Annotated in this window: 38 protein-coding genes; 6 read left to right on the top strand and 32 right to left on the bottom strand. The window is 51.7% G+C overall.

Annotated elements, in window-relative coordinates:
• Positions 1–323: 323 nt before the first annotated feature.
• Positions 324–878: a gamma carbonic anhydrase family protein gene (locus ACQUTD_RS21335; protein WP_072571553.1), complete on the top strand. Its 555-nt coding sequence runs from the start codon at positions 324–326 to the stop codon at positions 876–878.
• On the opposite strand, the gene ACQUTD_RS21330 is transcribed toward ACQUTD_RS21335, so the two are convergent.
• From ACQUTD_RS21330 to dprA, 6 genes are read right to left on the bottom strand one after another with little or no spacing between them, the layout of a single operon-like run.
• Positions 854–1,111 (bottom strand): DUF1488 family protein, encoded by a 258-nt coding sequence (locus ACQUTD_RS21330; protein ID WP_318375188.1) that lies wholly within the window; start codon positions 1,109–1,111, stop codon positions 854–856. The two genes, ACQUTD_RS21335 and ACQUTD_RS21330, sit on opposite strands and share 25 nt — an antisense overlap.
• Positions 1,108–1,926 carry a shikimate dehydrogenase gene (aroE, locus tag ACQUTD_RS21325; protein ID WP_473385750.1) on the bottom strand — a complete coding sequence of 273 codons (819 nt, stop codon included), beginning with the start codon at positions 1,924–1,926 and terminating at the stop codon, positions 1,108–1,110. Before aroE ends, ACQUTD_RS21330 begins: the two co-directional genes overlap by 4 nt.
• A 3-nt stretch (positions 1,927–1,929) precedes the next feature.
• On the bottom strand, positions 1,930–2,502 hold the full coding sequence (gene tsaC / locus ACQUTD_RS21320) for an L-threonylcarbamoyladenylate synthase type 1 TsaC (RefSeq protein WP_473277426.1): 573 nt from the start codon (positions 2,500–2,502) through the stop codon (positions 1,930–1,932).
• Positions 2,492–3,049: a DNA topoisomerase family protein gene (locus ACQUTD_RS21315; protein WP_072571557.1), complete on the bottom strand. Its 558-nt coding sequence runs from the start codon at positions 3,047–3,049 to the stop codon at positions 2,492–2,494. Before ACQUTD_RS21315 ends, tsaC begins: the two co-directional genes overlap by 11 nt.
• A gap of 27 nt (positions 3,050–3,076) precedes the next feature.
• Positions 3,077–3,550: a DUF494 family protein Smg gene (gene smg / locus ACQUTD_RS21310; protein ID WP_072571558.1), complete on the bottom strand. Its 474-nt coding sequence runs from the start codon at positions 3,548–3,550 to the stop codon at positions 3,077–3,079.
• Entirely contained in the window at positions 3,522–4,646 is a 1,125-nt protein-coding gene (gene dprA, locus ACQUTD_RS21305; protein WP_473277425.1) for a DNA-protecting protein DprA, read from the bottom strand. The genes smg and dprA overlap by 29 nt, the downstream gene beginning before the upstream one ends.
• A gap of 128 nt (positions 4,647–4,774) precedes the next feature.
• Here dprA and def point away from each other — a divergent pair, with 128 nt between their 5' ends.
• The 5 genes from def (at position 4,775) to mscL (ending at position 9,554) form a co-directional block, all read left to right on the top strand.
• The gene (gene def / locus ACQUTD_RS21300) at positions 4,775–5,284 is read left to right on the top strand and encodes a peptide deformylase (protein ID WP_072571560.1); all 510 of its coding nucleotides are present in this window, start codon (positions 4,775–4,777) and stop codon (positions 5,282–5,284) included.
• Between the two features lie 14 nt (positions 5,285–5,298).
• The gene (gene fmt, locus ACQUTD_RS21295) at positions 5,299–6,246 is read left to right on the top strand and encodes a methionyl-tRNA formyltransferase (protein ID WP_473277424.1); all 948 of its coding nucleotides are present in this window, start codon (positions 5,299–5,301) and stop codon (positions 6,244–6,246) included.
• Positions 6,247–6,297: 51 nt separating this feature from the next.
• A complete protein-coding gene (rsmB, locus tag ACQUTD_RS21290) occupies positions 6,298–7,587 on the top strand; it encodes a 16S rRNA (cytosine(967)-C(5))-methyltransferase RsmB (RefSeq protein ID WP_473277428.1) in 1,290 nt (429 codons plus the stop codon).
• 22 nt (positions 7,588–7,609) lie between these two features.
• Positions 7,610–8,986 (top strand): Trk system potassium transporter TrkA, encoded by a 1,377-nt coding sequence (gene trkA / locus ACQUTD_RS21285; RefSeq protein ID WP_072571563.1) that lies wholly within the window; start codon positions 7,610–7,612, stop codon positions 8,984–8,986.
• 148 nt (positions 8,987–9,134) lie between these two features.
• Complete coding sequence (gene mscL / locus ACQUTD_RS21280; RefSeq protein ID WP_072571564.1) at positions 9,135–9,554, top strand: large-conductance mechanosensitive channel protein MscL; 420 nt, start codon at positions 9,135–9,137, stop codon at positions 9,552–9,554.
• On the opposite strand, the gene ACQUTD_RS21275 is transcribed toward mscL, so the two are convergent.
• The 26 genes from ACQUTD_RS21275 to rplB form a co-directional block, all read right to left on the bottom strand.
• Positions 9,551–9,769 (bottom strand): alternative ribosome-rescue factor A, encoded by a 219-nt coding sequence (locus ACQUTD_RS21275; protein WP_072571565.1) that lies wholly within the window; start codon positions 9,767–9,769, stop codon positions 9,551–9,553. The two genes, mscL and ACQUTD_RS21275, sit on opposite strands and share 4 nt — an antisense overlap.
• 50 nt (positions 9,770–9,819) lie before the next feature.
• Complete coding sequence (gene zntR, locus ACQUTD_RS21270) at positions 9,820–10,251, bottom strand: Zn(2+)-responsive transcriptional regulator (protein ID WP_318364930.1); 432 nt, start codon at positions 10,249–10,251, stop codon at positions 9,820–9,822.
• Positions 10,252–10,413: 162 nt separating this feature from the next.
• Positions 10,414–10,800 carry a 50S ribosomal protein L17 gene (rplQ, locus tag ACQUTD_RS21265; RefSeq protein WP_004106324.1) on the bottom strand — a complete coding sequence of 129 codons (387 nt, stop codon included), beginning with the start codon at positions 10,798–10,800 and terminating at the stop codon, positions 10,414–10,416.
• Positions 10,801–10,840: 40 nt separating this feature from the next.
• Complete coding sequence (locus ACQUTD_RS21260) at positions 10,841–11,830, bottom strand: DNA-directed RNA polymerase subunit alpha (protein WP_002438685.1); 990 nt, start codon at positions 11,828–11,830, stop codon at positions 10,841–10,843.
• Positions 11,831–11,855: 25 nt separating this feature from the next.
• Complete coding sequence (rpsD, locus tag ACQUTD_RS21255) at positions 11,856–12,476, bottom strand: 30S ribosomal protein S4 (RefSeq protein ID WP_002438686.1); 621 nt, start codon at positions 12,474–12,476, stop codon at positions 11,856–11,858.
• Positions 12,477–12,507: 31 nt separating this feature from the next.
• Positions 12,508–12,897, bottom strand: coding sequence for a 30S ribosomal protein S11 (rpsK, locus tag ACQUTD_RS21250; RefSeq protein ID WP_034899652.1), 390 nt, complete (start codon positions 12,895–12,897; stop codon positions 12,508–12,510).
• A gap of 16 nt (positions 12,898–12,913) precedes the next feature.
• On the bottom strand, positions 12,914–13,270 hold the full coding sequence (gene rpsM, locus ACQUTD_RS21245) for a 30S ribosomal protein S13 (RefSeq protein WP_042396003.1): 357 nt from the start codon (positions 13,268–13,270) through the stop codon (positions 12,914–12,916).
• A 146-nt stretch (positions 13,271–13,416) separates the two neighbouring features.
• Positions 13,417–13,533 (bottom strand): 50S ribosomal protein L36, encoded by a 117-nt coding sequence (gene rpmJ, locus ACQUTD_RS21240; protein WP_000868187.1) that lies wholly within the window; start codon positions 13,531–13,533, stop codon positions 13,417–13,419.
• Positions 13,534–13,563: 30 nt separating this feature from the next.
• On the bottom strand, positions 13,564–14,895 hold the full coding sequence (secY, locus tag ACQUTD_RS21235) for a preprotein translocase subunit SecY (RefSeq protein ID WP_072571567.1): 1,332 nt from the start codon (positions 14,893–14,895) through the stop codon (positions 13,564–13,566).
• 7 nt (positions 14,896–14,902) lie between these two features.
• Positions 14,903–15,337 carry a 50S ribosomal protein L15 gene (gene rplO / locus ACQUTD_RS21230; RefSeq protein WP_072571568.1) on the bottom strand — a complete coding sequence of 145 codons (435 nt, stop codon included), beginning with the start codon at positions 15,335–15,337 and terminating at the stop codon, positions 14,903–14,905.
• Positions 15,338–15,340: 3 nt separating this feature from the next.
• Positions 15,341–15,520 carry a 50S ribosomal protein L30 gene (gene rpmD, locus ACQUTD_RS21225; RefSeq protein WP_001140434.1) on the bottom strand — a complete coding sequence of 60 codons (180 nt, stop codon included), beginning with the start codon at positions 15,518–15,520 and terminating at the stop codon, positions 15,341–15,343.
• Positions 15,521–15,526: 6 nt separating this feature from the next.
• Positions 15,527–16,027, bottom strand: a complete 501-nt coding sequence (rpsE, locus tag ACQUTD_RS21220; RefSeq protein ID WP_002438697.1) for a 30S ribosomal protein S5 — start codon at positions 16,025–16,027, stop codon at positions 15,527–15,529.
• A 14-nt stretch (positions 16,028–16,041) separates the two neighbouring features.
• On the bottom strand, positions 16,042–16,395 hold the full coding sequence (gene rplR, locus ACQUTD_RS21215) for a 50S ribosomal protein L18 (RefSeq protein ID WP_000358960.1): 354 nt from the start codon (positions 16,393–16,395) through the stop codon (positions 16,042–16,044).
• Positions 16,396–16,404: 9 nt separating this feature from the next.
• Positions 16,405–16,938 carry a 50S ribosomal protein L6 gene (gene rplF / locus ACQUTD_RS21210; protein WP_072571569.1) on the bottom strand — a complete coding sequence of 178 codons (534 nt, stop codon included), beginning with the start codon at positions 16,936–16,938 and terminating at the stop codon, positions 16,405–16,407.
• A 12-nt stretch (positions 16,939–16,950) separates the two neighbouring features.
• Entirely contained in the window at positions 16,951–17,343 is a 393-nt protein-coding gene (rpsH, locus tag ACQUTD_RS21205) for a 30S ribosomal protein S8 (RefSeq protein WP_072571570.1), read from the bottom strand.
• 33 nt (positions 17,344–17,376) lie between these two features.
• Positions 17,377–17,682, bottom strand: coding sequence for a 30S ribosomal protein S14 (gene rpsN / locus ACQUTD_RS21200; protein ID WP_039076814.1), 306 nt, complete (start codon positions 17,680–17,682; stop codon positions 17,377–17,379).
• A 14-nt stretch (positions 17,683–17,696) separates the two neighbouring features.
• A complete protein-coding gene (rplE, locus tag ACQUTD_RS21195) occupies positions 17,697–18,236 on the bottom strand; it encodes a 50S ribosomal protein L5 (RefSeq protein WP_072571571.1) in 540 nt (179 codons plus the stop codon).
• A gap of 14 nt (positions 18,237–18,250) precedes the next feature.
• Positions 18,251–18,565 (bottom strand): 50S ribosomal protein L24, encoded by a 315-nt coding sequence (gene rplX / locus ACQUTD_RS21190; protein WP_003031122.1) that lies wholly within the window; start codon positions 18,563–18,565, stop codon positions 18,251–18,253.
• Between the two features lie 10 nt (positions 18,566–18,575).
• Positions 18,576–18,947: a 50S ribosomal protein L14 gene (gene rplN / locus ACQUTD_RS21185; RefSeq protein WP_015960712.1), complete on the bottom strand. Its 372-nt coding sequence runs from the start codon at positions 18,945–18,947 to the stop codon at positions 18,576–18,578.
• Positions 18,948–19,110: 163 nt separating this feature from the next.
• Positions 19,111–19,365, bottom strand: a complete 255-nt coding sequence (gene rpsQ / locus ACQUTD_RS21180) for a 30S ribosomal protein S17 (protein WP_017460070.1) — start codon at positions 19,363–19,365, stop codon at positions 19,111–19,113.
• Positions 19,365–19,556, bottom strand: coding sequence for a 50S ribosomal protein L29 (gene rpmC / locus ACQUTD_RS21175; protein ID WP_000644742.1), 192 nt, complete (start codon positions 19,554–19,556; stop codon positions 19,365–19,367). The genes rpsQ and rpmC overlap by 1 nt, the downstream gene beginning before the upstream one ends.
• The gene (gene rplP, locus ACQUTD_RS21170) at positions 19,556–19,966 is read right to left on the bottom strand and encodes a 50S ribosomal protein L16 (protein WP_015962145.1); all 411 of its coding nucleotides are present in this window, start codon (positions 19,964–19,966) and stop codon (positions 19,556–19,558) included. Before rplP ends, rpmC begins: the two co-directional genes overlap by 1 nt.
• A 12-nt stretch (positions 19,967–19,978) precedes the next feature.
• The gene (rpsC, locus tag ACQUTD_RS21165; RefSeq protein ID WP_000529945.1) at positions 19,979–20,680 is read right to left on the bottom strand and encodes a 30S ribosomal protein S3; all 702 of its coding nucleotides are present in this window, start codon (positions 20,678–20,680) and stop codon (positions 19,979–19,981) included.
• Positions 20,681–20,697: 17 nt separating this feature from the next.
• Positions 20,698–21,030, bottom strand: coding sequence for a 50S ribosomal protein L22 (gene rplV / locus ACQUTD_RS21160; protein ID WP_002919773.1), 333 nt, complete (start codon positions 21,028–21,030; stop codon positions 20,698–20,700).
• Between the two features lie 13 nt (positions 21,031–21,043).
• A complete protein-coding gene (rpsS, locus tag ACQUTD_RS21155; protein ID WP_001138115.1) occupies positions 21,044–21,322 on the bottom strand; it encodes a 30S ribosomal protein S19 in 279 nt (92 codons plus the stop codon).
• A 16-nt stretch (positions 21,323–21,338) separates the two neighbouring features.
• Positions 21,339–22,160, bottom strand: coding sequence for a 50S ribosomal protein L2 (rplB, locus tag ACQUTD_RS21150; RefSeq protein WP_000301869.1), 822 nt, complete (start codon positions 22,158–22,160; stop codon positions 21,339–21,341).
• Positions 22,161–22,164 lie beyond the last annotated feature (4 nt).

Below are 22,164 nucleotides of genomic sequence, written 5' to 3'. Positions count from 1 at the left end.
GCGCTCTGTCGCGAGGTGGCGTATATTACGCTTTCCTCCCTCAGAGTCAAGCGTTTATTTTCGCTTTTCTCTGGCGGCCTTCCCGGAGGAGACCTCCTGACCCGGTGGCCTGTAAGCCGTTGTTCCGTGTCAGTGGAGGCGCATTATAGGGATCCCATTTTTTTGCACAAGCCTTTTTTGGATCTTTTTTTCTGAGTGCTGATTTTTCACTCTTATCGCTGTGATCCTGTTCGATCTGCGCAAATTTTGAGGCGTAAAAGGCTTGCGCCGTGCGAATAATGGACCCAAAGTCATCATTATCCTTCGCAAGTACTGAGGTAAATATGTCTGCTGTCTTACGTCCTTATAAGGATCTTTTCCCAAAAGTGGGACAACGCGTGATGATCGATGCCACCAGCGTCGTCATTGGCGACGTCCGCATGGCTGATGATGTGGGGATTTGGCCGCTTGTCGCGATCCGTGGTGACGTGAACCATGTCGAGATAGGCGCACGCACTAATATTCAGGACGGCAGCGTGCTGCATGTCACGCACAAGTCTGCTTATAACCCGGCGGGTAATCCGCTGACTATTGGCGAAGACGTCACCGTCGGGCATAAAGTGATGTTACATGGGTGCACCATTGGCAATCGCGTTCTGGTCGGCATGGGATCGATTCTGTTGGATGGCGTTGTTGTGGAAGATGATGTGATGATTGGGGCAGGTAGCCTGGTGCCGCAAAACAAACGGCTCGAAACGGGTTATCTCTATCTGGGCAGTCCGGTTAAACAGATCCGCCCCTTAACTGAGGCGGAAATCGAAGGACTGCAATATTCAGCTAATAACTACGTCAAATGGAAAGACGACTATCTGGCTCAGGGTAACCAGATCCAGCCCTGATCGTCTTCTTGCTGATCGTGGATCAGCTGTTCAGCTTCTTCTTCAATATCCCAGCGGTTAGCCTGAAAATTTTGCAACCACTGTTCCGGCGTATCGCCTTTAAAACGATACGCCAGCGAGCTGCCCTTTATTGCACAGGTAAGCTGCATACCATTTACCAGCACGGGAAAGCACACCGCCTGCAATTCTGCATGCCACTCTTCGCGATCCGGAAACTGGATGGCCTGATTCATTGCGCTATTTCCTGCTTCAGCTGATTAATCACCGCTTCAGTTTCCGGTAACACCCCGTGCCATAACAGAACAGCATGAGCAGCCTGCGCCACCAGCATACCCACTCCATCTGCGCACTGTTTTGCGCCATGATGCTCACACCAGTTCAAAAACGGCGTATTTCCTTTCTGATAGAACATGTCATAACAGTACAGATGCGGATGAACCAGCGATTCCGGGATCGCGGGGATCTCGCCGCTAATGCCACTGGATGTCGCATTAATGATCAGATCAAATTCATGATCCCCTAATTGATCCATTGCCACCGCCTTGACGCTGCCGGTATGCATGAAGACGTTTGCCAGCGCCTCAGCCCGCGCAAAAGTACGGTTAGTGATGGTTACCTGGCAATCCAGAGACAGTAAGGGGAGAAGAACCCCACGGGCAGCGCCGCCTGCGCCTGCCAGCAAAATACGGAAACCAGGCTTAATGAAGCCCAGCCGCTCAAGATCGCTCAACAAGCCCGTACCATCGGTGTTATCCCCCAGCAAACGGCCATCCTCCAGCCGCTTGAGGGTATTCACTGCGCCCGCCAGCGCTGCGCGCTCTGTCAGTTCATCGGCCCGGGCAAACGCCTCTTCTTTAAAGGGGACCGTGATGTTAGCCCCCTCCCCCCCCGCCGCAAAAAACGCATTCAGGGTATTCACAAAATCATCTGCTGGCGCCAGCACACGACCATAAGGGTGATCAATTTGCAGCTGCTGCGCAAATTGTTGATGAATAAACGGAGACTTACTGTGGGCGATCGGGTTACCGAATACCGCATAGCTTTCCATATATTACCCCTGTCGGAAGCGCTCGCCGGTCAGCGCGTCACGTATTTCTGAAGGATTCTGACGCCCGCCAGTTTCGCCCTCCACCACCGGAAAATGATCACCGAACTGCGCGCGTACTTCTTCTGTTGTACGGCACGGCGGTAAGCCCGTCAGATTAGCGCTGGTCGAAACCAGCGGTTTGCCGTAGGCCTCGCATAAGGCCACCACCAGCGGATGATTGGTAACGCGTACAGCCAGCGTATCAAAACGGCCGGTTAACCAGCGCGGCGTCGTGGGTCGCGCCGGGAACACGAATGTCACCGGACCTGGCCAGCTGGCAAAGACGGCCTCACGCTGCGATTCATTCAGGGCGCTGTCGTCGATATAGTGTTTAAGCTGTTCGAAATTCGCCGCGATAAGGATCAAACCTTTTTCCACCGGGCGTTGTTTTATCTCAAGCAGACGCTGGACCGCGATCTCACTATCAGGATCGCAGCCGACACCAAAAACAGCCTCTGTAGGATAAGCGATGACTTCTTTATTATTCAGTACCGCCACCGCGTCAGCGATGCGATCTGATTGCAGGTTATTCTTCACTGTTTAATTCCGCCGGAACCGGCTTTCCACATTGTTTACTGGCGCAAAAGCGTTTAACGCCCTGCGCGGTTTTCTTTTCGATGAGTAACGGATACTGGCAGACAGGACACTCGCCAGCTATCGGTTTAAAATTGATAACGAACTGACAGTCAGGATAACCATCGCAGGAGTAGAAGGTTTTGCCGTAACGGGAACGACGCTGCACCAGATGCCCCGTCTGACACTGCGGGCAGGTAATGGCAGTATCATCAGGTTTATCGATCAGTTCGGTATGTTCGCAAGTGGGATACTGACTACAGCCGATAAACATGCCGTAGCGCCCCTGACGCAGCACCAGCTCAGCGCCACATACAGGACAAAGCTGCCCCTCCAGAACTTTAACGATATGACCGTCAGCCTGGTTTTTTAGCGGACGAACAAAATCGCATTCCGGATACAGGGAACAACCAAGGAAAGGTCCGTGCTTCCCGGAACGAATAACAAGCTGAGCCCCGCATTGTGGACAGGGCTCCTGATTAGGCACCGAGAACAGTGCTGATTTGGCCATAACAACTCTTGCTGCTGCAACGATGATTTAGTGCAGCATACCTTCATTCACTTCAAAGAGTAATTCTTCCATCTGCTGATAGGCGTTTTCACATCCGGGGATATTAAACAGTACCATCAGAATGACCCATTTTAGATCTTCCAGATCGAACTCTGCGGTATCCAGCGCCAGCACGCGTTCAATGACCATTTCCCGCGTTTCGAGGTTTAGCACCTGAATCTGCTCCAGGAATAACAAGAATCCCCGGCAACTGGCATCCAGCCTCTCACACTCTTCTGCAGTATAAATACGAACAGAGAGTGGGTCTGAAGCGAGCTGCATCGGTTCGGCGAGGCCTTCCTGATAATCAGCCAGCTTTTCCAGCCACAATAACGCGTTGTAGATGTCCTCACGATCAAAACCAGCGTCTGTCAGATCTGACTCCAGTTTATCCTGATCCACGCGCAATTCAGCTTCGTTGTGGATGTAAGTCTCAAACAAATACATTAGTACGTCGAACATGGCTTGCCCTCCTTAATCGGACATAGCCGCCGGGTACAACTGCGATCCATCCTGCTAACTCCAGTTCGAGTAGCTGAGCCACAATCACTGGCACAGGTTGGCCGGCACGTTCAGCGACGACGTCAACAGGTGTTACCTCATCTCCTACGTTAGCCAGGAGCTCAGGAAATGGCAATGCCGCGTTATCCGGTTCTGAAGAATTAATTAGCTTATCGCTGTGATCTGGCACCCAATGTAGCCCATATTGCAAACTTTCCAGAATCTCCTCAGGCGATGTCACCAGCATTGCCCCCTGCCTGATAAGACTATGCGGTCCTTCACAGCCAGGGTTGCCCAATGGGCCTGGCAGAGCAAAAACCTCACGTCCTTGATCCAGCGCGCAACGTGCCGTGACCAGCGAACCGCTTTTCAGCGCCGCTTCCACCACCAGCACGCCGCGGCTTAGTCCACTAATAATGCGGTTTCGTCGCGGGAAGTTCCCCGGCCAGGGCACCGCAGATAAAGGGAACTCTGAAACCAGCGCGCCGCCAGCATTAAGGATGCCGTCGGCAAGCGCGCGATGCCGCTTTGGATAAACGCTGTGTAAACCGTTTCCCAGTACCGCCACCGTTTTACCTTTGCCGTTAAGCGCTGCGCGATGGGCAATGCTGTCGATTCCCAGAGCCAGACCACTGGTAATGGTCACGCCATAACGCACAAGCTGTTCACAGAACTGACGGCCCCATCGCTCGCCATACCATGAGTGGGCCCGGCTACCGACGACACCCAGTTGCTGCGACTTCAGTACGCCGATATCCCCTTCGACAAAGAGCGCGCCGGGGTAATCGCTGATGGCTCTTAGCTGCGGCGGGTAAGCGGCATCAGTGGCCAGCAACAGATGGTGGTCGGGAGCCGTAAGCCACGCCAGGCTGCGTTCAATGTCACCCGCAGCCAGCGCCTGAAATTTTGCGATCTGCTGTGGGGTCAGGCCAGCGTGACTTAATGTCGGGGTCGTGATAGCCGGGTTCTGCAATAAAGAATGCGCGACGTTAAGCATCTTGTCGCCATACAGATCCCCTACGTAAATCAGGCGCAACCAAATCTCTGTCAGAGTCATCCTTTCCCCTTGCCACAGGCAGCCTCAGCAATCTTTGCGATTGGTCACTGATGCTGTCAATCAGAGGGGGATTTGTCTAGAATAGGAGGAATAATCTTTTCTACTCCTGAACACAACTCTGGAAATTTATGGCAGTTTTGCACGTGTTACATATCCCGGACGAGCGTCTTCGCAAAGTCGCTGAACCGGTAAAAGAAGTGAATGCAGACATTCAGCGTATCGTTGATGATATGTTCGATACCATGTATGCCGAAGAGGGTATTGGCCTCGCCGCAACGCAGGTTGATATTCATCAGCGCATTATCGTTATTGACGTCTCCGAGAATCGCGATGGTCGCCTGGTGTTGATCAATCCGGAACTGCTGGAAAAAAGTGGCGAAACCGGTATTGAGGAAGGCTGCCTGTCGATCCCGGAGCAGCGCGCTCTGGTGCCGCGTGCAGAGAAAGTAAAAATTCGCGCGCTCGACAGAGACGGTAAGCCGTTTGAGCTGGAAGCGGATGGCCTGCTGGCGATCTGTATTCAGCATGAAATGGATCACCTGGTCGGTAAGCTGTTTATCGATTACCTGTCGCCGCTGAAGCAAAAACGTATTCGTCAGAAAGTTGAGAAACTCGACCGCCTGAACGCACGGGCTTAAGGATAAGAATCAACGTGTCAGATTCACTACGTATTATTTTTGCGGGTACACCTGACTTTGCAGCGCGTCATCTTGACGCCCTGTTGTCATCCGAACATAACGTCGTTGGCGTATTTACCCAACCGGATCGCCCGGCCGGACGCGGCAAAAAGCTGATGCCGAGCCCGGTAAAAGTGCTGGCGGAAGAGAACGGTTTACCGGTGTTTCAGCCAGCGTCTTTACGTCCGCAGGAAAACCAGCACCTGGTCGCCGAATTACACGCAGATGTGATGGTTGTAGTGGCCTATGGTCTGATTCTGCCCAAAGCCGTGCTGGATATGCCCCGTCTGGGCTGCATTAACGTTCACGGTTCACTGCTTCCCCGCTGGCGCGGAGCGGCGCCAATACAGCGCGCGCTTTGGGCAGGCGATGCGGAAACCGGCGTCACGATCATGCAAATGGACGTCGGCCTGGATACGGGCGATATGCTGCATAAGCTTGTCTGCCCAATCACGGCCGAAGATACCAGCGCGACGCTGTACGATAAGCTTGCAGGGTTAGGGCCTGCCGGCCTGATTGAAACCCTTGCACAGCTGGCGGGTGGCACAGCCCAACCGCAGGTACAGGATGAAGCGCAGGTAACCTATGCGGAGAAACTCAGCAAAGAGGAAGCTCGCATGGACTGGTCCCTGCCTGCCGTGCAACTTGAGCGCTGTATCCGCGCGTTCAATCCATGGCCGATGAGCTGGCTTGAAATCGACGGCCAGCCGCTGAAAATCTGGAAAGCGTCAGTTATCCATTCTGAGACTACCGCCGGGCCGGGCACAATTGTGGACGCCACTAAACAGGGCATCCAGGTCGCTACGGGCGACGGTATTCTGAATATAGAATCGCTGCAACCGGCCGGTAAAAAAGCAATGAGCGCGCAAGACCTGCTCAACTCCCGCCGGGAATGGTTTGTTCCCGGACATCGTCTTGCCTGACGAGCATCACGTCTCAAGCCCGGGGTTACCGGGCATTTTTATTTTGTGGCTATGAAAAAAAATATTAATTTACGCAGCATGGCAGCCCAGGCTATCGAACAGGTCGTTGAAAAAGGCCAGTCCCTCAGCAATGTCCTGCCACTGTTACAGCAAAAAGTATCCGATAAAGATAAAGCCCTGCTTCAGGAGTTGTGTTTTGGCGTTCTGCGTACCCTGTCGCAGATGGAGTGGCTGATCAATAAATTGATGTCACGCCCGATGACCGGAAAGCAACGCACCATTCATTATCTGATCATGGTAGGGTTTTACCAGCTCCTGCATACCCGGATCCCGCCGCATGCCGCGCTTGCGGAAACCGTTGAAGGGGCCGTGGCGATAAAAAGACCACAGCTAAAAGGCCTGATTAACGGCGTGCTGCGTCAGTTCCAGCGTCAGCAGGAAACGTTGCTGGCCGAATTCGCTTCCAGCGAGAGCCGCTTTCTCCATCCGGAGTGGTTGCTGACCCGCCTGCGTAAAGCGTATCCGCAGCAGTGGGAAGCTATTGTCGAAGCTAATAACCAGCGTCCACCGATGTGGCTGCGCGTGAATCGCAATCACCACTCACGCGATGCCTGGCTGGCCTTACTGGAAGAAACAGGGCAGCAAGGTTTTACGCATCCAGACTATCCGGATGCGGTGCGTCTTGAGAACCCTGCCCCTGTTCATACCCTGCCAGGCTTCGAAGAAGGCTGGGTGACCGTACAGGATGCGTCGGCCCAGGGATGCATGACTTTTCTTGAGCCTGAAAACGGTGAGCACATTCTCGATCTGTGCGCGGCGCCTGGCGGCAAAACGACGCATATTCTTGAAGTGGCGCCTGACGCTCAGGTGCTGGCGGTTGATGTCGATGAAAAACGCCTGTCGCGCGTTTACGACAACCTGAAACGTCTGGGCATGAAAGCGCAGGTGAAACAGGGCGACGGGCGTTTCCCGGCCCAGTGGTGCGGTGAGCAGCAGTTTGATCGTATCCTGCTGGATGCGCCGTGTTCGGCGACAGGGGTTATCCGCCGTCATCCCGACATTAAATGGCTACGTCGCGATCGCGATATTGCCGAGCTTGCTCAGTTACAGGCGGAAATTCTTGATGCCATCTGGCCGCACCTTAAGCCTGGCGGCACGCTGGTCTATGCGACTTGTTCCGTATTGCCGGAAGAGAACAGTCAGCAAATCGCCGCGTTCCTGGCGCGCACGCCTGGAGCAACACTCAGCGTCACCGGCACGCCTGACAATCCTGGCAAGCAGAATCTGCCGGGTCTGGAAGACGGCGATGGCTTCTATTACGCTAAGCTAATCAAACAGTGACTGAAATGACGGGCCGCAACTGATGAAGATTATCATTCTGGGTGCCGGACAGGTTGGCGGCACGCTGGCAGAAAACCTGGTCGGTGAGAACAACGATATTACTATTGTTGATATTAACGGTGACAGGCTGCATAACCTGCAGGACAAGTTTGATCTGCGCGTGGTGCAGGGTCATGGCTCGCATCCGCGCGTTCTGCGGGAAGCAGGGGCCGATGATGCCGATATGCTCGTCGCTGTGACCAGCTCTGATGAAACCAATATGGTTGCCTGCCAGGTCGCTTATTCCCTTTTCAATACGCCTAACCGCATCGCGCGTATTCGTTCACCTGATTATATCCGTGATGCTGATAAGCTCTTTCACACCGAGGCGGTTCCTATCGATCACCTGATTGCTCCTGAGCAACTGGTCATCGACAGCATTCACCGTCTGATTGAATACCCGGGCGCGTTGCAGGTCGTGAATTTTGCCGAAGGCAAGGTCAGCCTGGCGGTGGTAAAAGCTTATTATGGCGGGCCGCTGGTCGGCAATGCGTTGTCCACCATGCGCGAACACATGCCGCATATCGATACGCGTGTCGCGGCAATTTTTCGTCATGACCGTCCTATCAGGCCGCAGGGATCAACCATCGTTGAAGCAGGTGATGAGGTCTTCTTTATCGCCGCTTCGCAGCATATACGCGCGGTAATGAGTGAGCTTCAGCGTCTTGAAAAGCCTTACAAACGCATCATGCTGGTTGGTGGTGGCAATGTGGGGGCGGGTCTCGCGCGTCAGCTGGAAAAAGACTACAGCGTGAAACTGATCGAGCGCGATCAAAAGCGCGCCGCTGAGCTGGCGGAAAAGCTGCAAAACACCATCGTCTTCTATGGTGATGCGTCGGATCAGGAGTTGCTGGCGGAAGAGCATATCGATCAGGTGGATCTCTTTATTGCCGTCACCAACGATGATGAAGCAAATATCATGTCTGCCATGCTGGCAAAACGCATGGGGGCGAAAAAAGTGATGGTATTGATCCAGCGCCGCGCCTATGTGGATCTGGTACAGGGTAGTGTGATCGACATTGCGATCTCACCGCAGGAAGCCACTATCTCTGCCCTGCTCAGTCACGTCCGTAAAGCCGATATTGTCGGCGTCTCCTCACTACGCCGCGGCGTGGCTGAAGCCATTGAAGCCGTGGCGCATGGTGACGAAAGTACATCTCGCGTGGTGGGCAGAGTGATCGATGATATTAAACTTCCTCCCGGTACCATTATTGGCGCGGTCGTGCGCGGCAATGATGTCATGATCGCTAATGACAATTTACGCATTGAGCAGGGCGATCACGTTATTATGTTCCTGACAGATAAGAAGTTTATTTCTGACGTTGAAAGACTATTCCAGCCCAGTCCCTTCTTCCTGTAATCTTTTAAAGGCGCTAAAAATAGCGCCTTTTTTATTTAATCCCTTCATTTATAAAGGGTTAGTAATTTAACTCAATTGTCCTGCTTACATGGAAAATAAAGGGAGCTTTGTTAGACTTAGGTGGGTCTGCGGTGATAAGGAGAATAAAATGAGCATGTTAAAAGAGTTTCGCGCGTTTGCGATGCGCGGGAATGTAATCGACCTGGCAGTGGGTGTCATCATTGGTGCGGCATTCGGTAAAATTGTCTCTTCTCTGGTGGCTGACATCATCATGCCACCCCTGGGCCTGTTGATTGGCGGGATTGATTTTAAACAGTTTGCATTTACGCTACGTGAAGCGCAGGGCGATATTCCTGCGGTAGTGATGCATTACGGCGTGTTTATTCAGAATATTTTTGATTTTCTGATCGTGGCGTTCGCTATTTTCCTGGCGATCAAACTGATCAATAGACTTCATCGGAAGAAAGAGGAAGAGCCAAAAGCACCGCCTGCGCCTTCCAAAGAAGAAGTACTGTTAACGGAAATCCGTGATTTACTGAAAGAGCAAAACAGCCGTCCCGGTCTTTAACAGACGACGGAAACAAGAAGGCCAGTGGCAAAAAAGTGCTTCACTCTCTTGCCACTGGCCTCCTGACCACTCCGTTTTGCATGTTTCGCTTTTCGCAGATAACTGCCTTTGCCTTTCTTGTTTTTCTCAATACGCTGACGAAACAGCGGATCATGGAGTAATGCTTCCAGGGCGTTATCGTTAATCTGCCCTTTCTGGTGCTGATAGCGACTCATATTTTCTCCGGAATGTTATATAAAACGTGGCGAGTGTAGATCTGACTTTGCTAAAGATCAACTGCCTCAGTTTTACTGCCACTTCCCTGCTCCAGGGCTTCAAGGATCGAACAATAGACGCTGCTATGGGCAGTACCGCAGCAGGCATCGTTTAGTCGCTGCAAAGAGCGCCGCATAGTTTGTAACTCTTCTATCCGCTCTTCAACTTCGCTTAGCCTGGCTTGTACGATACTTTTTGATTCCTGGCAGGTGTGGTGCTCAGGATCAACGCGTATCGACAAAAGCTCCCGAATCGACTCCAGGGTGAATCCCAGTTGCCGGGCATGACGTATAAACTTCAGACGCTGAAGATCGTTATCGGTATAAAGGCGAAAACCGCCCTGGGTGCGCACTTCGTGATCCATCATTTGCTGCTTTTCATAATAACGGATGGTATCAGGGGTCACCTCAGCCAGTCTGGCCAGTTCTCCAATGCGATACATAAGAGCTCCTCATGCAGTTATGGCAAATTTTAAGCATACCCGCACAGGGTAACGAATAAAATCAGAAAGGCATTTGTGAAGGCATTAAAGGGAGGGGTGATAAAGGGGGCGGGACGGAAATAAAAAAACCCGCCGAAGCGGGTTTTTCTATATTACTGCAGATTACTCTGCAGCAGCTTCTGCTTTCGATTCAGAGCGATCAACCAGCTCGATGTATGCCATCGGCGCGTTGTCGCCTGCACGGAAGCCACACTTCATAATGCGAGTGTAACCACCGGCGCGGCTCGCGAAACGCGGGCCCAGCTCGTTAAACAGTTTTGCCACGATCTCGTTATCACGAGTACGGGCGAATGCCAGACGACGATTAGCTACGCTATCAGTCTTGGCAAGAGTAATCAGCGGCTCAACTACGCGACGCAGCTCTTTCGCTTTAGGCAGGGTCGTCTTGATGATCTCATGACGAACCAGTGAACCTGCCATGTTGCGGAACATAGCCTGGCGATGGCTGCTGTTGCGGTTCAGTTGACGACCACTCTTACGATGGCGCATGACCTTATCCTTCTCAGTAAAACCTTAACCTGTGATCCGGTTACTCGTCAGCGATGCTTGCCGGTGGCCAGTTTTCCAGGCGCATGCCCAGAGACAAACCACGGGAAGCCAGCACGTCTTTAATCTCAGTAAGAGATTTTTTACCAAGGTTAGGCGTTTTAAGCAGCTCAACCTCGGTACGCTGTACCAGATCACCGATATAGTGGATAGCTTCTGCTTTGAGGCAGTTAGCAGAGCGGACAGTCAATTCCAGATCGTCAACAGGGCGCAGCAGGATCGGATCGAATTCTGGTTTCTCTTCTTTCACTTCCGGCTGACGTACATCACGTAAGTCAACGAAAGCTTCCAGTTGTTCTGCCAGGATGGTTGCCGCACGACGAATCGCCTCTTCAGGATCGATTGTGCCGTTGGTTTCCATTTCGATGACCAGCTTGTCCAGGTCGGTACGCTGTTCTACACGCGCTGCTTCAACATTGTAGGCAATACGCTCTACAGGGCTGTAACATGCGTCGACCAGCAGACGGCCGATTGGGCGCTCATCTTCTTCCGAATGAATTCGGGCAGAAGCCGGCACATAACCACGACCGCGCTGAACTTTGATACGCATGCTAATAGACGCGTTCTCATCGGTCAGGTGGCAGATCACGTGCTGCGGCTTGACGATTTCGACATCACCATCATGGGTAATGTCGGCTGCAGTCACAGGGCCAATGCCAGATTTATTCAGGGTAAGAATAACTTCATCTTTACCTTGAACTCTCACCGCCAGCCCTTTCAGGTTGAGCAGGATTTCCAGGATATCCTCCTGAACACCCTCTTTGGTGCTGTACTCATGAAGTACACCATCAATCTCAACTTCGGTCACCGCGCAACCCGGCATCGATGAGAGCAGAATACGGCGCAGTGCGTTACCCAGAGTATGGCCAAAGCCACGCTCTAAAGGCTCAAGGGTCACCTTGGCGTGCGTCGAACTCACTTGCTCGATATCTACCAGGCGCGGTTTTAGAAACTCTGTCACAGAACCCTGCATTGTGTCCTCTCTTTGGTACTAAGCTTTACTTGGAGTAAAGCTCGACGATCAGGTGTTCGTTAATGTCCGCAGACAGATCAGAACGCTCAGGCTTACGCTTAAACGTACCTTCCATCTTGCCACCATCAACTTCCAGCCAGGTTGGCTTTTCACGCTGCTCAGCCAGCTCCAGAGCGGCTTTCACGCGAGATTGCTTTTTCGCTTTCTCACGGATACTAACCACATCATTCGGGCTAACCTGATAAGAAGCGATGTTAACAACACGACCGTTTACCATGATAGCCTTGTGGCTAACCAGCTGACGTGCTTCAGCACGAGTGGCGCCGAAGCCCATACGGTATACAACGTTGTCCAGACGACCTTCCAGCAGAGCCAACAGGTTTTCACCGGTGTTGCCTTTCAGACGTGCTGCTTCTTTATAGTAGTTACGGAACTGACGCTCAAGCACACCGTAGATACGGCGAACTTTTTGCTTTTCACGCAACTGTACACCATAGTCAGACAGACGCGGTTTACGCGCACCGTGCTGGCCAGGAGCTTGTTCAATCTTACACTTGGTATCAATCGCGCGAACGCCAGACTTCAGGAACAGGTCTGTGCCCTCGCGACGGCTCAGCTTGAGCTTAGGACCCAAATATCTTGCCATTTTCTTTCTCCAACATTCCTAAAAACGAGCGTTATACGCGACGTTTTTTCGGCGGACGACAACCGTTGTGAGGGATCGGAGTCACATCAGTAATATTAGTGATGCGGAAACCAGCGGCGTTCAGAGCACGAATGGTAGATTCGCGACCCGGACCCGGTCCCTTGACCATAACTTCCAGATTCTTGATACCGTATTCTTTCACGGCGTCAGCGCAACGCTCAGCTGCAACCTGAGCTGCAAACGGAGTGGATTTGCGAGAACCACGGAAACCGGAACCACCGGCTGTTGCCCAACCCAAAGCGTTACCCTGACGATCAGTAATAGTAACGATTGTGTTGTTGAAAGAAGCATGGACATGAGCCACGCCGTCAGAGACTTGTTTTCTTACACGCTTACGTGCACGAACTGGTGCCTTTGCCATTATTCAATCACCCCGATTATTTCTTGATCGGTTTGCGCGGACCCTTACGGGTACGTGCGTTGGTCTTAGTACGCTGACCGCGCACAGGCAGACCACGACGATGACGCAAACCGCGGTAGCAACCAAGATCCATCAGGCGCTTGATGCTCATGCTAACTTCACGGCGCAGATCACCTTCAACGACAAATTTGGCAACTTCGTCACGCAGCGTGTCGATTTGTTCTTCAGACAGCTCACTGATCTTAACATCTTCAGCGATACCCGCAGAAGCCAGAATGGCTTTAGAACGGGTCTTGCCGACACCGTAGATCGAGGTTAACGCGATCACAGCGTGTTTTTGATCAGGAATGTTAATGCCTGCTATACGGGCCACTATGCACTCCTACTATTTAATATGTACGCACCATGCTGAAAAGCCCGTTTTCAGGATACTCAAATGGATACGCACAGACATACAAAAGATTGGCTGGCTAATCTAGCCAGCTCAACCCAACTTTGCAAGAAAAATATGCGAATTAATCAGCCTTGGCGCTGTTTATGCTTCGGCTCGGCACTGCAAATCACGCGGATGACGCCATCACGCTTAACGATTTTGCAGTTACGGCATAATTTCTTGACGGAAGCACGAACTTTCATTTTTACTCTCCGTAACTTCTCGAGCGACCTTTAGCGGCCATAGCCTTTAAGGTTCGCCTTCTTCAATGCAGACTCGTACTGACTGGACATCATCAGAGTTTGCACTTGAGCCATAAAGTCCATAATCACAACAACAACGATAAGCAGTGAGGTCCCACCAAAGTAGAACGGTACTTTCATTGCGTCACGCATGAACTCCGGGATCAGGCAGATAAAAGTAATATAGAGCGCGCCGACCAGGGTCAGACGTGTCATTACTTTATCGATATACTTCGCCGTTTGCTCTCCCGGACGAATTCCTGGTACAAATGCACCGGACTTCTTCAGGTTATCTGCTGTTTCTCGCGGGTTGAAAACCAACGCCGTATAGAAGAAACAGAAGAAGATGATTGCAGACGCATAGAGTAACACATAAAGCGGTTGCCCTGGCTGCAAATACAGCGAAATTGTTGTCAGCCAGTTCCAACCGGTACCGCCCCCGAACCATGACGCGATGGTCGCCGGGAACAGAATAATGCTGGAAGCGAAGATTGCCGGGATAACCCCTGCCATATTCACTTTCAACGGTAAATGTGTGCTCTGTGCAGCATAGACACGACGACCCTGCTGACGTTTCGCGTAGTTTACCACAATGCGGCGTTGACCACGTTCAACGAAAACAACAAAGAACGTCACTGCAAATACTAATACTGCAACCAACAGCAACAGGAGGAAGTGCAGGTCGCCTTGACGCGCTTGCTCGATCGTATGGGCAATGGCTGGCGGGAGTCCCGCAACGATACCAGCGAAGATAATGATTGAGATACCGTTACCGATACCGCGTTCAGTGATCTGTTCGCCGAGCCACATCAGGAACATGGTTCCTGTGACCAGACTTACAACAGCAGCGAAATAGAATGCAAAGCCTGGATTGATTACCAGACCTTGCATACCAGGCATATTCGGCAGACCGGTAGCAATACCGATCGACTGGAATATCGCCAACACCAGAGTACCGTAGCGGGTGTACTGGCTGATCTTACGACGACCAGACTCCCCTTCTTTCTTCATTTCTGCGAGGGTCGGGTGAACGACCGTCAACAGCTGGATAATAATCGACGCCGAAATATACGGCATAATACCCAGAGCAAAGATTGAAGCACGGCTGAGTGCACCACCAGAGAACATGTTAAACATTTCAATGATGGTGCCTCGCTGTTGTTCAAGCAGTTTGGCAAGTACAGTGGCATCAATACCAGGGATCGGAATGAAAGAGCCAATGCGGAACACAATCAGCGCGCCGATTACAAACAGCAGTCTGCGTTTCAGCTCGCCTAAGCCACCTTTGGCACTTTGAAAATCTAATCCCGGTTGTTTAGCCATCTGCTACTTATTCCTCGATTTTACCGCCAGCAGCTTCGATAGCAGCACGAGCGCCCTTAGAAACACGCAGGCCACGAACAGTTACCGGAGTTGAAACTTCACCAGCCAGGATCACTTTCGCGAACTCGATCTGGATACCGATAATGTTTGCTGCTTTCAGCGTATTCAGGTCTACAACGCCGCCTTCTACTTTAGCCAGATCGGACAGACGAACTTCTGCCGTGATCATCGCTTTACGAGAAGTGAAGCCGAACTTCGGCAGACGACGGTACAGAGGCATCTGACCACCCTCGAAACCACGACGTACGCCACCACCAGAACGAGAGTTCTGACCTTTGTGACCACGACCGCCGGTTTTACCGAGGCCAGAACCGATACCACGACCAAGGCGTTTACCCGCCTTCTTAGAGCCTTCGGCCGGAGACAGAGTATTTAAACGCATCTCTTACTCCTCAACTTTAACCATGAAGGAAACCGCGTTGACCATACCACGAACAGCGGGAGTATCCTCGCGCTCAACGGTATGACCAATACGACGCAGACCCAGGCCAAGCAGCGTTGCCTTGTGTTTCGGCAGACGACCGATTGCACTGCGGGTTTGAGTGATTTTAATAGTCTTTGCCATGGTCAATTACCCCAGAATTTCTTCAACGGATTTACCACGCTTGGCAGCGACCATTTCTGGAGAATTCATATTTTCCAGGCCATCAATAGTTGCACGAACCACGTTGATCGGGTTGGTGGAACCATATGCTTTAGCCAGAACGTTATGAACTCCAGCGACTTCCAGAACGGCGCGCATTGCACCACCGGCAATAATACCGGTACCTTCTGAAGCCGGCTGCATGAATACACGAGAACCCGTGTGAACACCTTTAACCGGGTGCTGCAGGGTGCCGTGGTTCAGCGCGACGTTAATCATATTGCGACGGGCTTTTTCCATCGCTTTCTGGATCGCTGCTGGAACTTCACGCGCTTTACCGTAACCAAAACCAACGCGACCGTTACCATCGCCAACAACAGTCAGAGCTGTGAAGGAGAAAATACGACCACCTTTAACGGTTTTAGATACGCGGTTAACCGCGATCAGCTTTTCCTGCAGTTCGCCAGCCTGTTTTTCGATGTGAGCCATCTTACACCTCTACCTTAGAACTGAAGGCCAGCTTCACGGGCAGCATCTGCCAGTGCCTGGACACGACCATGATATTGGAACCCGGAACGGTCAAAGGAAACATCTTTGATGCCTTTTTCCAGAGCGCGTTCGGCAACAGCTTTACCCACAGCTGCAGCAGCGTCTTTGTTACCGGTGTACTTCAATTGTTCAGCGATAGCTTTTTCTACAGTAGAAGCAGCTACCAGAACTTCAGAACCGTTCGGTGCAATTACCTGTGCGTAAATATGACGCGGGGTACGATGTACCACCAGGCGAGTTGCACCCAGCTCCTGGAGCTTGCGGCGTGCGCGGGTCGCACGACGGATACGAGCAGATTTCTTATCCATAGTGTTACCTTACTTCTTCTTAGCCTCTTTGGTACGCACGACTTCGTCGGCGTAACGAACACCCTTGCCTTTATAAGGCTCAGGACGACGGTAGGCGCGCAGATCCGCTGCAACCTGACCGATCAGCTGTTTATCAGCGCCTTTCAGCACGATTTCAGTCTGAGTCGGACATTCTGCGGTGATCCCCGCTGGCAGCTGATGGTCAACAGGATGCGAGAAACCCAGAGACAGGTTTACTGCATTGCCTTTAACCGCTGCGCGATAACCTACACCAACCAGCTGCAGCTTCTTAGTGAAGCCTTCGGTAACACCGATAACCATTGAGTTCAGCAGGGCACGCGCGGTACCAGCCTGAGCCCATCCATCCACGAAACCAGCACGCGGACCGAAGGTCAGAGCATTATCTGCATGATTCACTTCAACAGCATCGTTGAGAGTACGAGTCAGCTCGCCGTTTTTACCTTTGATCGTAATAACCTGACCGTTGATTTTTACATCAACGCCGGCAGGAACAACGACCGGTGCTTTAGCAACACGAGACATTTTTTCCTCCGATTAGGCTACGTAGCAGATAATTTCGCCACCAAGACCAGCCTGGCGCGCTGCACGATCAGTCATAACACCTTTAGAGGTAGAAACAACTGCGATACCCATGCCGGCCATAACCTTCGGCAGCTCATCTTTTTTCTTATAGATGCGCAGACCTGGGCGGCTGACACGCTGAATGCTTTCTACAACAGCTTTACCCTGGAAATACTTAAGAGTCAGTTCCAGTTCCGGCTTGGTGTCGCCTTCAACTTTAAATTCTTCAATAAAACCTTCTTCCTTCAGCACGTTGGCGATTGCCACTTTCAGCTTGGAGGAAGGCATGGTGACCGCAACTTTGTTCGCGGCCTGACCGTTACGGATACGGGTCAGCATATCCGCGATCGGATCTTGCATGCTCATCTGTCTTTACTCCCGTGATTCAATTGGTGACAATTACCAGCTAGCCTTTTTCAGACCCGGAATTTCACCGCGCATAGCGGCTTCACGGACCTTAATACGGCTCAACCCGAACTTCCGCAGGAAAGCGTGCGGACGACCAGTTTGACGGCAGCGGTTACGCTGACGAGACGGGCTGGAATCACGCGGCAGAGTCTGCAGCTTCAGAACTGCATTCCAACGATCTTCGTCGGTTGCGTTCACATCAGAGATGATAGCTTTCAGTTCAGCGCGTTTAGCGAAGAATTTATCAGCTAAAGCTACGCGTTTTACTTCGCGTGCTTTCATTGATTGCTTAGCCATTCAGTAACCCTACCTTACTTGCGGAACGGGAAGTCAAAGGCAGCCAGCAGAGCACGGCCTTCTTCATCAGATTTCGCAGTAGTGGTAATGGTAATATCCAAACCACGGACGCGATCGACTTTGTCGTAATCGATTTCTGGGAAGATGATCTGCTCACGGACACCCATGCTGTAGTTACCACGACCGTCGAAAGACTTAGCGGACAAGCCACGGAAGTCACGGATACGCGGTACAGCAATAGTGATCAGGCGCTCAAAGAACTCCCACATGCGTTCGCCACGCAGAGTTACTTTACAGCCGATCGGATAGCCCTGACGGATTTTGAAGCCTGCAACAGATTTGCGTGCTTTGGTGATAAACGGTTTTTGACCGGAGATTGCTGCCAGGTCAGCTGCTGCGTTATCCAGCAGTTTCTTGTCAGCGATCGCTTCACCAACACCCATGTTCAGGGTGATCTTCTCGACCCGAGGGACTTGCATGACAGAATTGTAGCTAAACTCAGTCATGAGTTTTTTAACTACTTCGTCTTTGTAGTAATCATGCAGTTTCGCCATCGTACTACTCCAAATTACTTGATAGTTTCGCTGTTAGACTTGAAGAAACGGACTTTTTTGCCGTCTTCGAATCTAAAGCCTACACGGTCAGCCTTGCCGGTTGCCGCATTGAAGATAGCAAGGTTAGAGATCTGAATAGCTGCTTCTTTCTCTACGATGCCGCCTGGTTGGTTCAGAGCCGGAACCGGCTTCTGGTGTTTCTTAACCAGGTTGATACCTTCAACGATGACCTTGCCGGAAGACAGGACATTTTTTACTTTACCGCGCTTACCTTTATCTTTACCGGTTAACACGATAACTTCGTCATCACGACGGATTTTAGCTGCCATGATTCGCTCCTTAGAGTACTTCTGGTGCCAGAGAGATAATTTTCATGAACTTTTCAGTACGAAGTTCACGAGTTACCGGCCCAAAAATACGCGTACCGATAGGCTGCTCACTGTTATTGTTTAAAATAACGCATGCATTACCATCGAAGCGAATGACAGAACCGTCCGGGCGACGAACACCCTTCCTGGTGCGCACCACTACCGCCTTCAGCACATCACCTTTTTTGACCTTACCACGCGGAATTGCTTCTTTGATGGTGATCTTGATGATGTCGCCTACGCCTGCGTAGCGACGGTGCGAGCCACCCAGAACCTTGATACACATTACGCGACGTGCACCGGAGTTGTCGGCGACGGTCAGCATAGTCTGTTCTTGGATCATTTCAGTGCTCCGCTAATGTCAACTACTACTTTGGGACCCAAATCTCGGGTCGTTAAAAAGCCCCATATCGGGGGCGCGGCATTATAACACCGCTTCTTAGATATGGGTAGAAAAAATAAACGGCCCATTTCTGGACCGTTTATCGTTGAGAACGCGTACTGTATTACAGAATCGCTTTCTCTACAACGCGAACCAGCGTCCAGGACTTAGTCTTGGACAGCGGACGGCATTCGCGGATTTCAACCACGTCACCAGTACCGCATTCGTTGTTCTCGTCATGTACGTGCAGTTTGGTCGTACGCTTGATGAATTTACCGTAGATCGGGTGTTTCACAAAACGTTCGATAGCAACAACGATGGATTTCTCCATTTTATCGCTAACAACGCGACCTTGCAGAGTACGGATTTTATCGGTCATTACGCACCCGCCTTCTCAGTCAGTAAAGTCTTAACGCGTGCGACATCACGACGCACTTGCTTCAACAGGTGAGACTGTTGCAGCTGGCCACTGGCTGCCTGCATACGCAGGTTGAACTGCTCACGCAGCAGGTTCAGCAGCTCGGTGTTCAGCTCTTCAACACTCTTCTCACGCAGCTCTTTTGCTTTCATTACATCACCGTCTTAGTTACAAAGGTGGTTTTAATCGGCAGTTTCGCTGCTGCCAGCTTGAATGCTTCACGGGCCAGCTCTTCAGACACACCGTCCATTTCGTACAGGACTTTACCTGGCTGAATCAAGGCAACCCAATACTCCACGTTACCTTTACCTTTACCCATACGCACTTCGAGCGGCTTTTCGGTGATCGGTTTGTCCGGGAATACACGGATCCAGATCTTACCTTGACGCTTAACTGCACGGGTCATAGCACGACGTGCTGCTTCGATCTGACGTGCAGTCAGACGACCACGGCCAACAGCTTTCAGACCGAAAGTGCCGAAGCTAACATCCGTACCCTGCGCCAGACCACGGTTGCGGCCTTTGTGCACTTTACGGAATTTTGTACGCTTTGGTTGTAACATCAGCGACGCTCCTTATTTCCGGCCTTTACGCTGCTGCTTTTTAGGTTGAGCAGCCGGTTTTTCCGGTTGTTCAACAGCAGCCATACCACCCAGGATCTCACCTTTGAAGATCCACACTTTAACGCCGATTACACCATAAGTGGTGTGCGCTTCAGAGGTGTTGTAGTCGATGTCAGCACGCAGAGTGTGCAGCGGAACGCGACCTTCACGGTACCATTCGGTACGTGCGATTTCCGCGCCGCCCAGACGGCCGCTAACTTCAACTTTGATACCTTTAGCGCCCAGACGCATTGCGTTCTGTACAGCACGCTTCATAGCACGACGGAACATAACGCGACGTTCCAGCTGTGAAGTGATGCTGTCAGCAACCAATTTAGCGTCCAGTTCCGGTTTACGGACTTCGGCGATATTGATCTGTGCAGGAACGCCAGCGATATCCGCTACGACCTTACGCAGTTTTTCGACGTCTTCGCCTTTCTTACCGATAACGATACCCGGGCGAGCAGTGTGAATAGTTACACGGATGCTCTTAGCCGGACGCTCGATAACGATACGAGATACGGACGCCTTCGCCAGTTCCTTAGTAAGGTACTGACGAACTTTAAAATCGCTGTCCAGGTTGTCAGCGAATTCTTTGGTGTTCGCAAACCAGGTAGAGTTCCATGGTTTTACAATACCCAGGCGAATACCATTAGGATGTACTTTCTGACCCATTGCTAGTCTCCAGAGTCTCAGCGATCGGACACAACCACAGTAATGTGGCTGGTGCGCTTCAGGATGCGATCTGCACGACCTTTCGCACGCGGCATAATGCGCTTCATGCTTGGGCCTTCGTCTACGAAAATTTTCGCAACTTTCAGATCGTCAATGTCAGCGCCATCGTTGTGTTCAGCGTTAGCAATGGCAGATTCCAGAACCTTCTTGACCAGTACAGCCGCTTTCTTGTTGGTGTAGGTCAAAATGTCCAGGGCCTGCGACACTTTCTTACCGCGGATCAGGTCTGCCACCAGGCGAACCTTTTGAGCAGAAGAACGAGCGTGGCGATGTTGAGCTAAAGTTTCCATCTCTTCCTCCTACTTATTTCTTCTTGGCTTTTTTATCAGCCGCGTGACCGCGATAAGTACGTGTCGGTGCAAATTCACCCAGTTTGTGACCGACCATTTCGTCGGAAACAAATACCGGAACGTGCTGACGACCATTATGGACAGCGATGGTCAAACCGATCATGTTTGGAAAGATCGTTGAACGACGGGACCAAGTGCGCAGGGGCTTCTTGTCACCGCTTTCCACCGCTTTCTCTACCTTCTTCAGCAAGTGCAGGTCAATAAAAGGACCTTTCTTGAGAGAACGTGGCATGGCTTATCCTCTAATATTATTTGCTACGGCGACGTACGATAAATTTATCAGTACGCTTGTTGCTGCGGGTCTTCTTACCTTTGGTCTGAACGCCCCACGGAGTTACCGGGTGCTTACCAAAGTTACGACCTTCACCACCACCATGTGGGTGATCTACCGGGTTCATCGCCGTACCGCGAACGGTAGGACGAACACCACGCCAGCGTGCAGCACCTGCTTTACCCAGAACGCGCAGCATATGCTCAGCATTGCCAACTTCGCCCAGAGTTGCGCGGCAGTCAGCTTCAACTTTGCGCATTTCGCCAGAACGCAGACGCAGGGTGACATAAGCACCATCACGAGCAACGATCTGAACATAGGTACCAGCAGAACGCGCCAGCTGACCGCCTTTACCTGGTTTCATTTCTACGTTATGAACGGTAGAACCAACCGGGATATTGCGCATCGGCAGGGTGTTACCCGCTTTGATAGCAGCATCAACGCCAGACTGAATCTGGTCGCCAGCTTTCAGGCCTTTAGGGGCCAGGATGTAACGGCGTTCGCCGTCTTTGTACAGAACCAGCGCGATGTTCGCGGAGCGGTTCGGATCGTACTCAAGACGTTCAACAACAGCCGGGATACCGTCTTTGTTGCGTTTGAAGTCAACAATACGATAAGCCTGCTTATGGCCGCCACCGATGTGGCGAGTGGTGATGCGACCATTGTTGTTACGACCACCGGATTTGCTGTTTTTTTCAACCAGCGGAGCAAAAGGTTTGCCCTTATGCAGCTCAGGGTTAACCACTTTAACAACGTGGCGACGACCCGGAGATGTCGGTTTACACTTAACAACTGCCATTGTA

This window comes from Enterobacter sp. K510 (assembly GCF_055804875.1).
The sequence above is the reverse complement of the archived record's forward strand: the minus strand, read 5'-3'. Positions and strand labels throughout refer to the sequence as shown.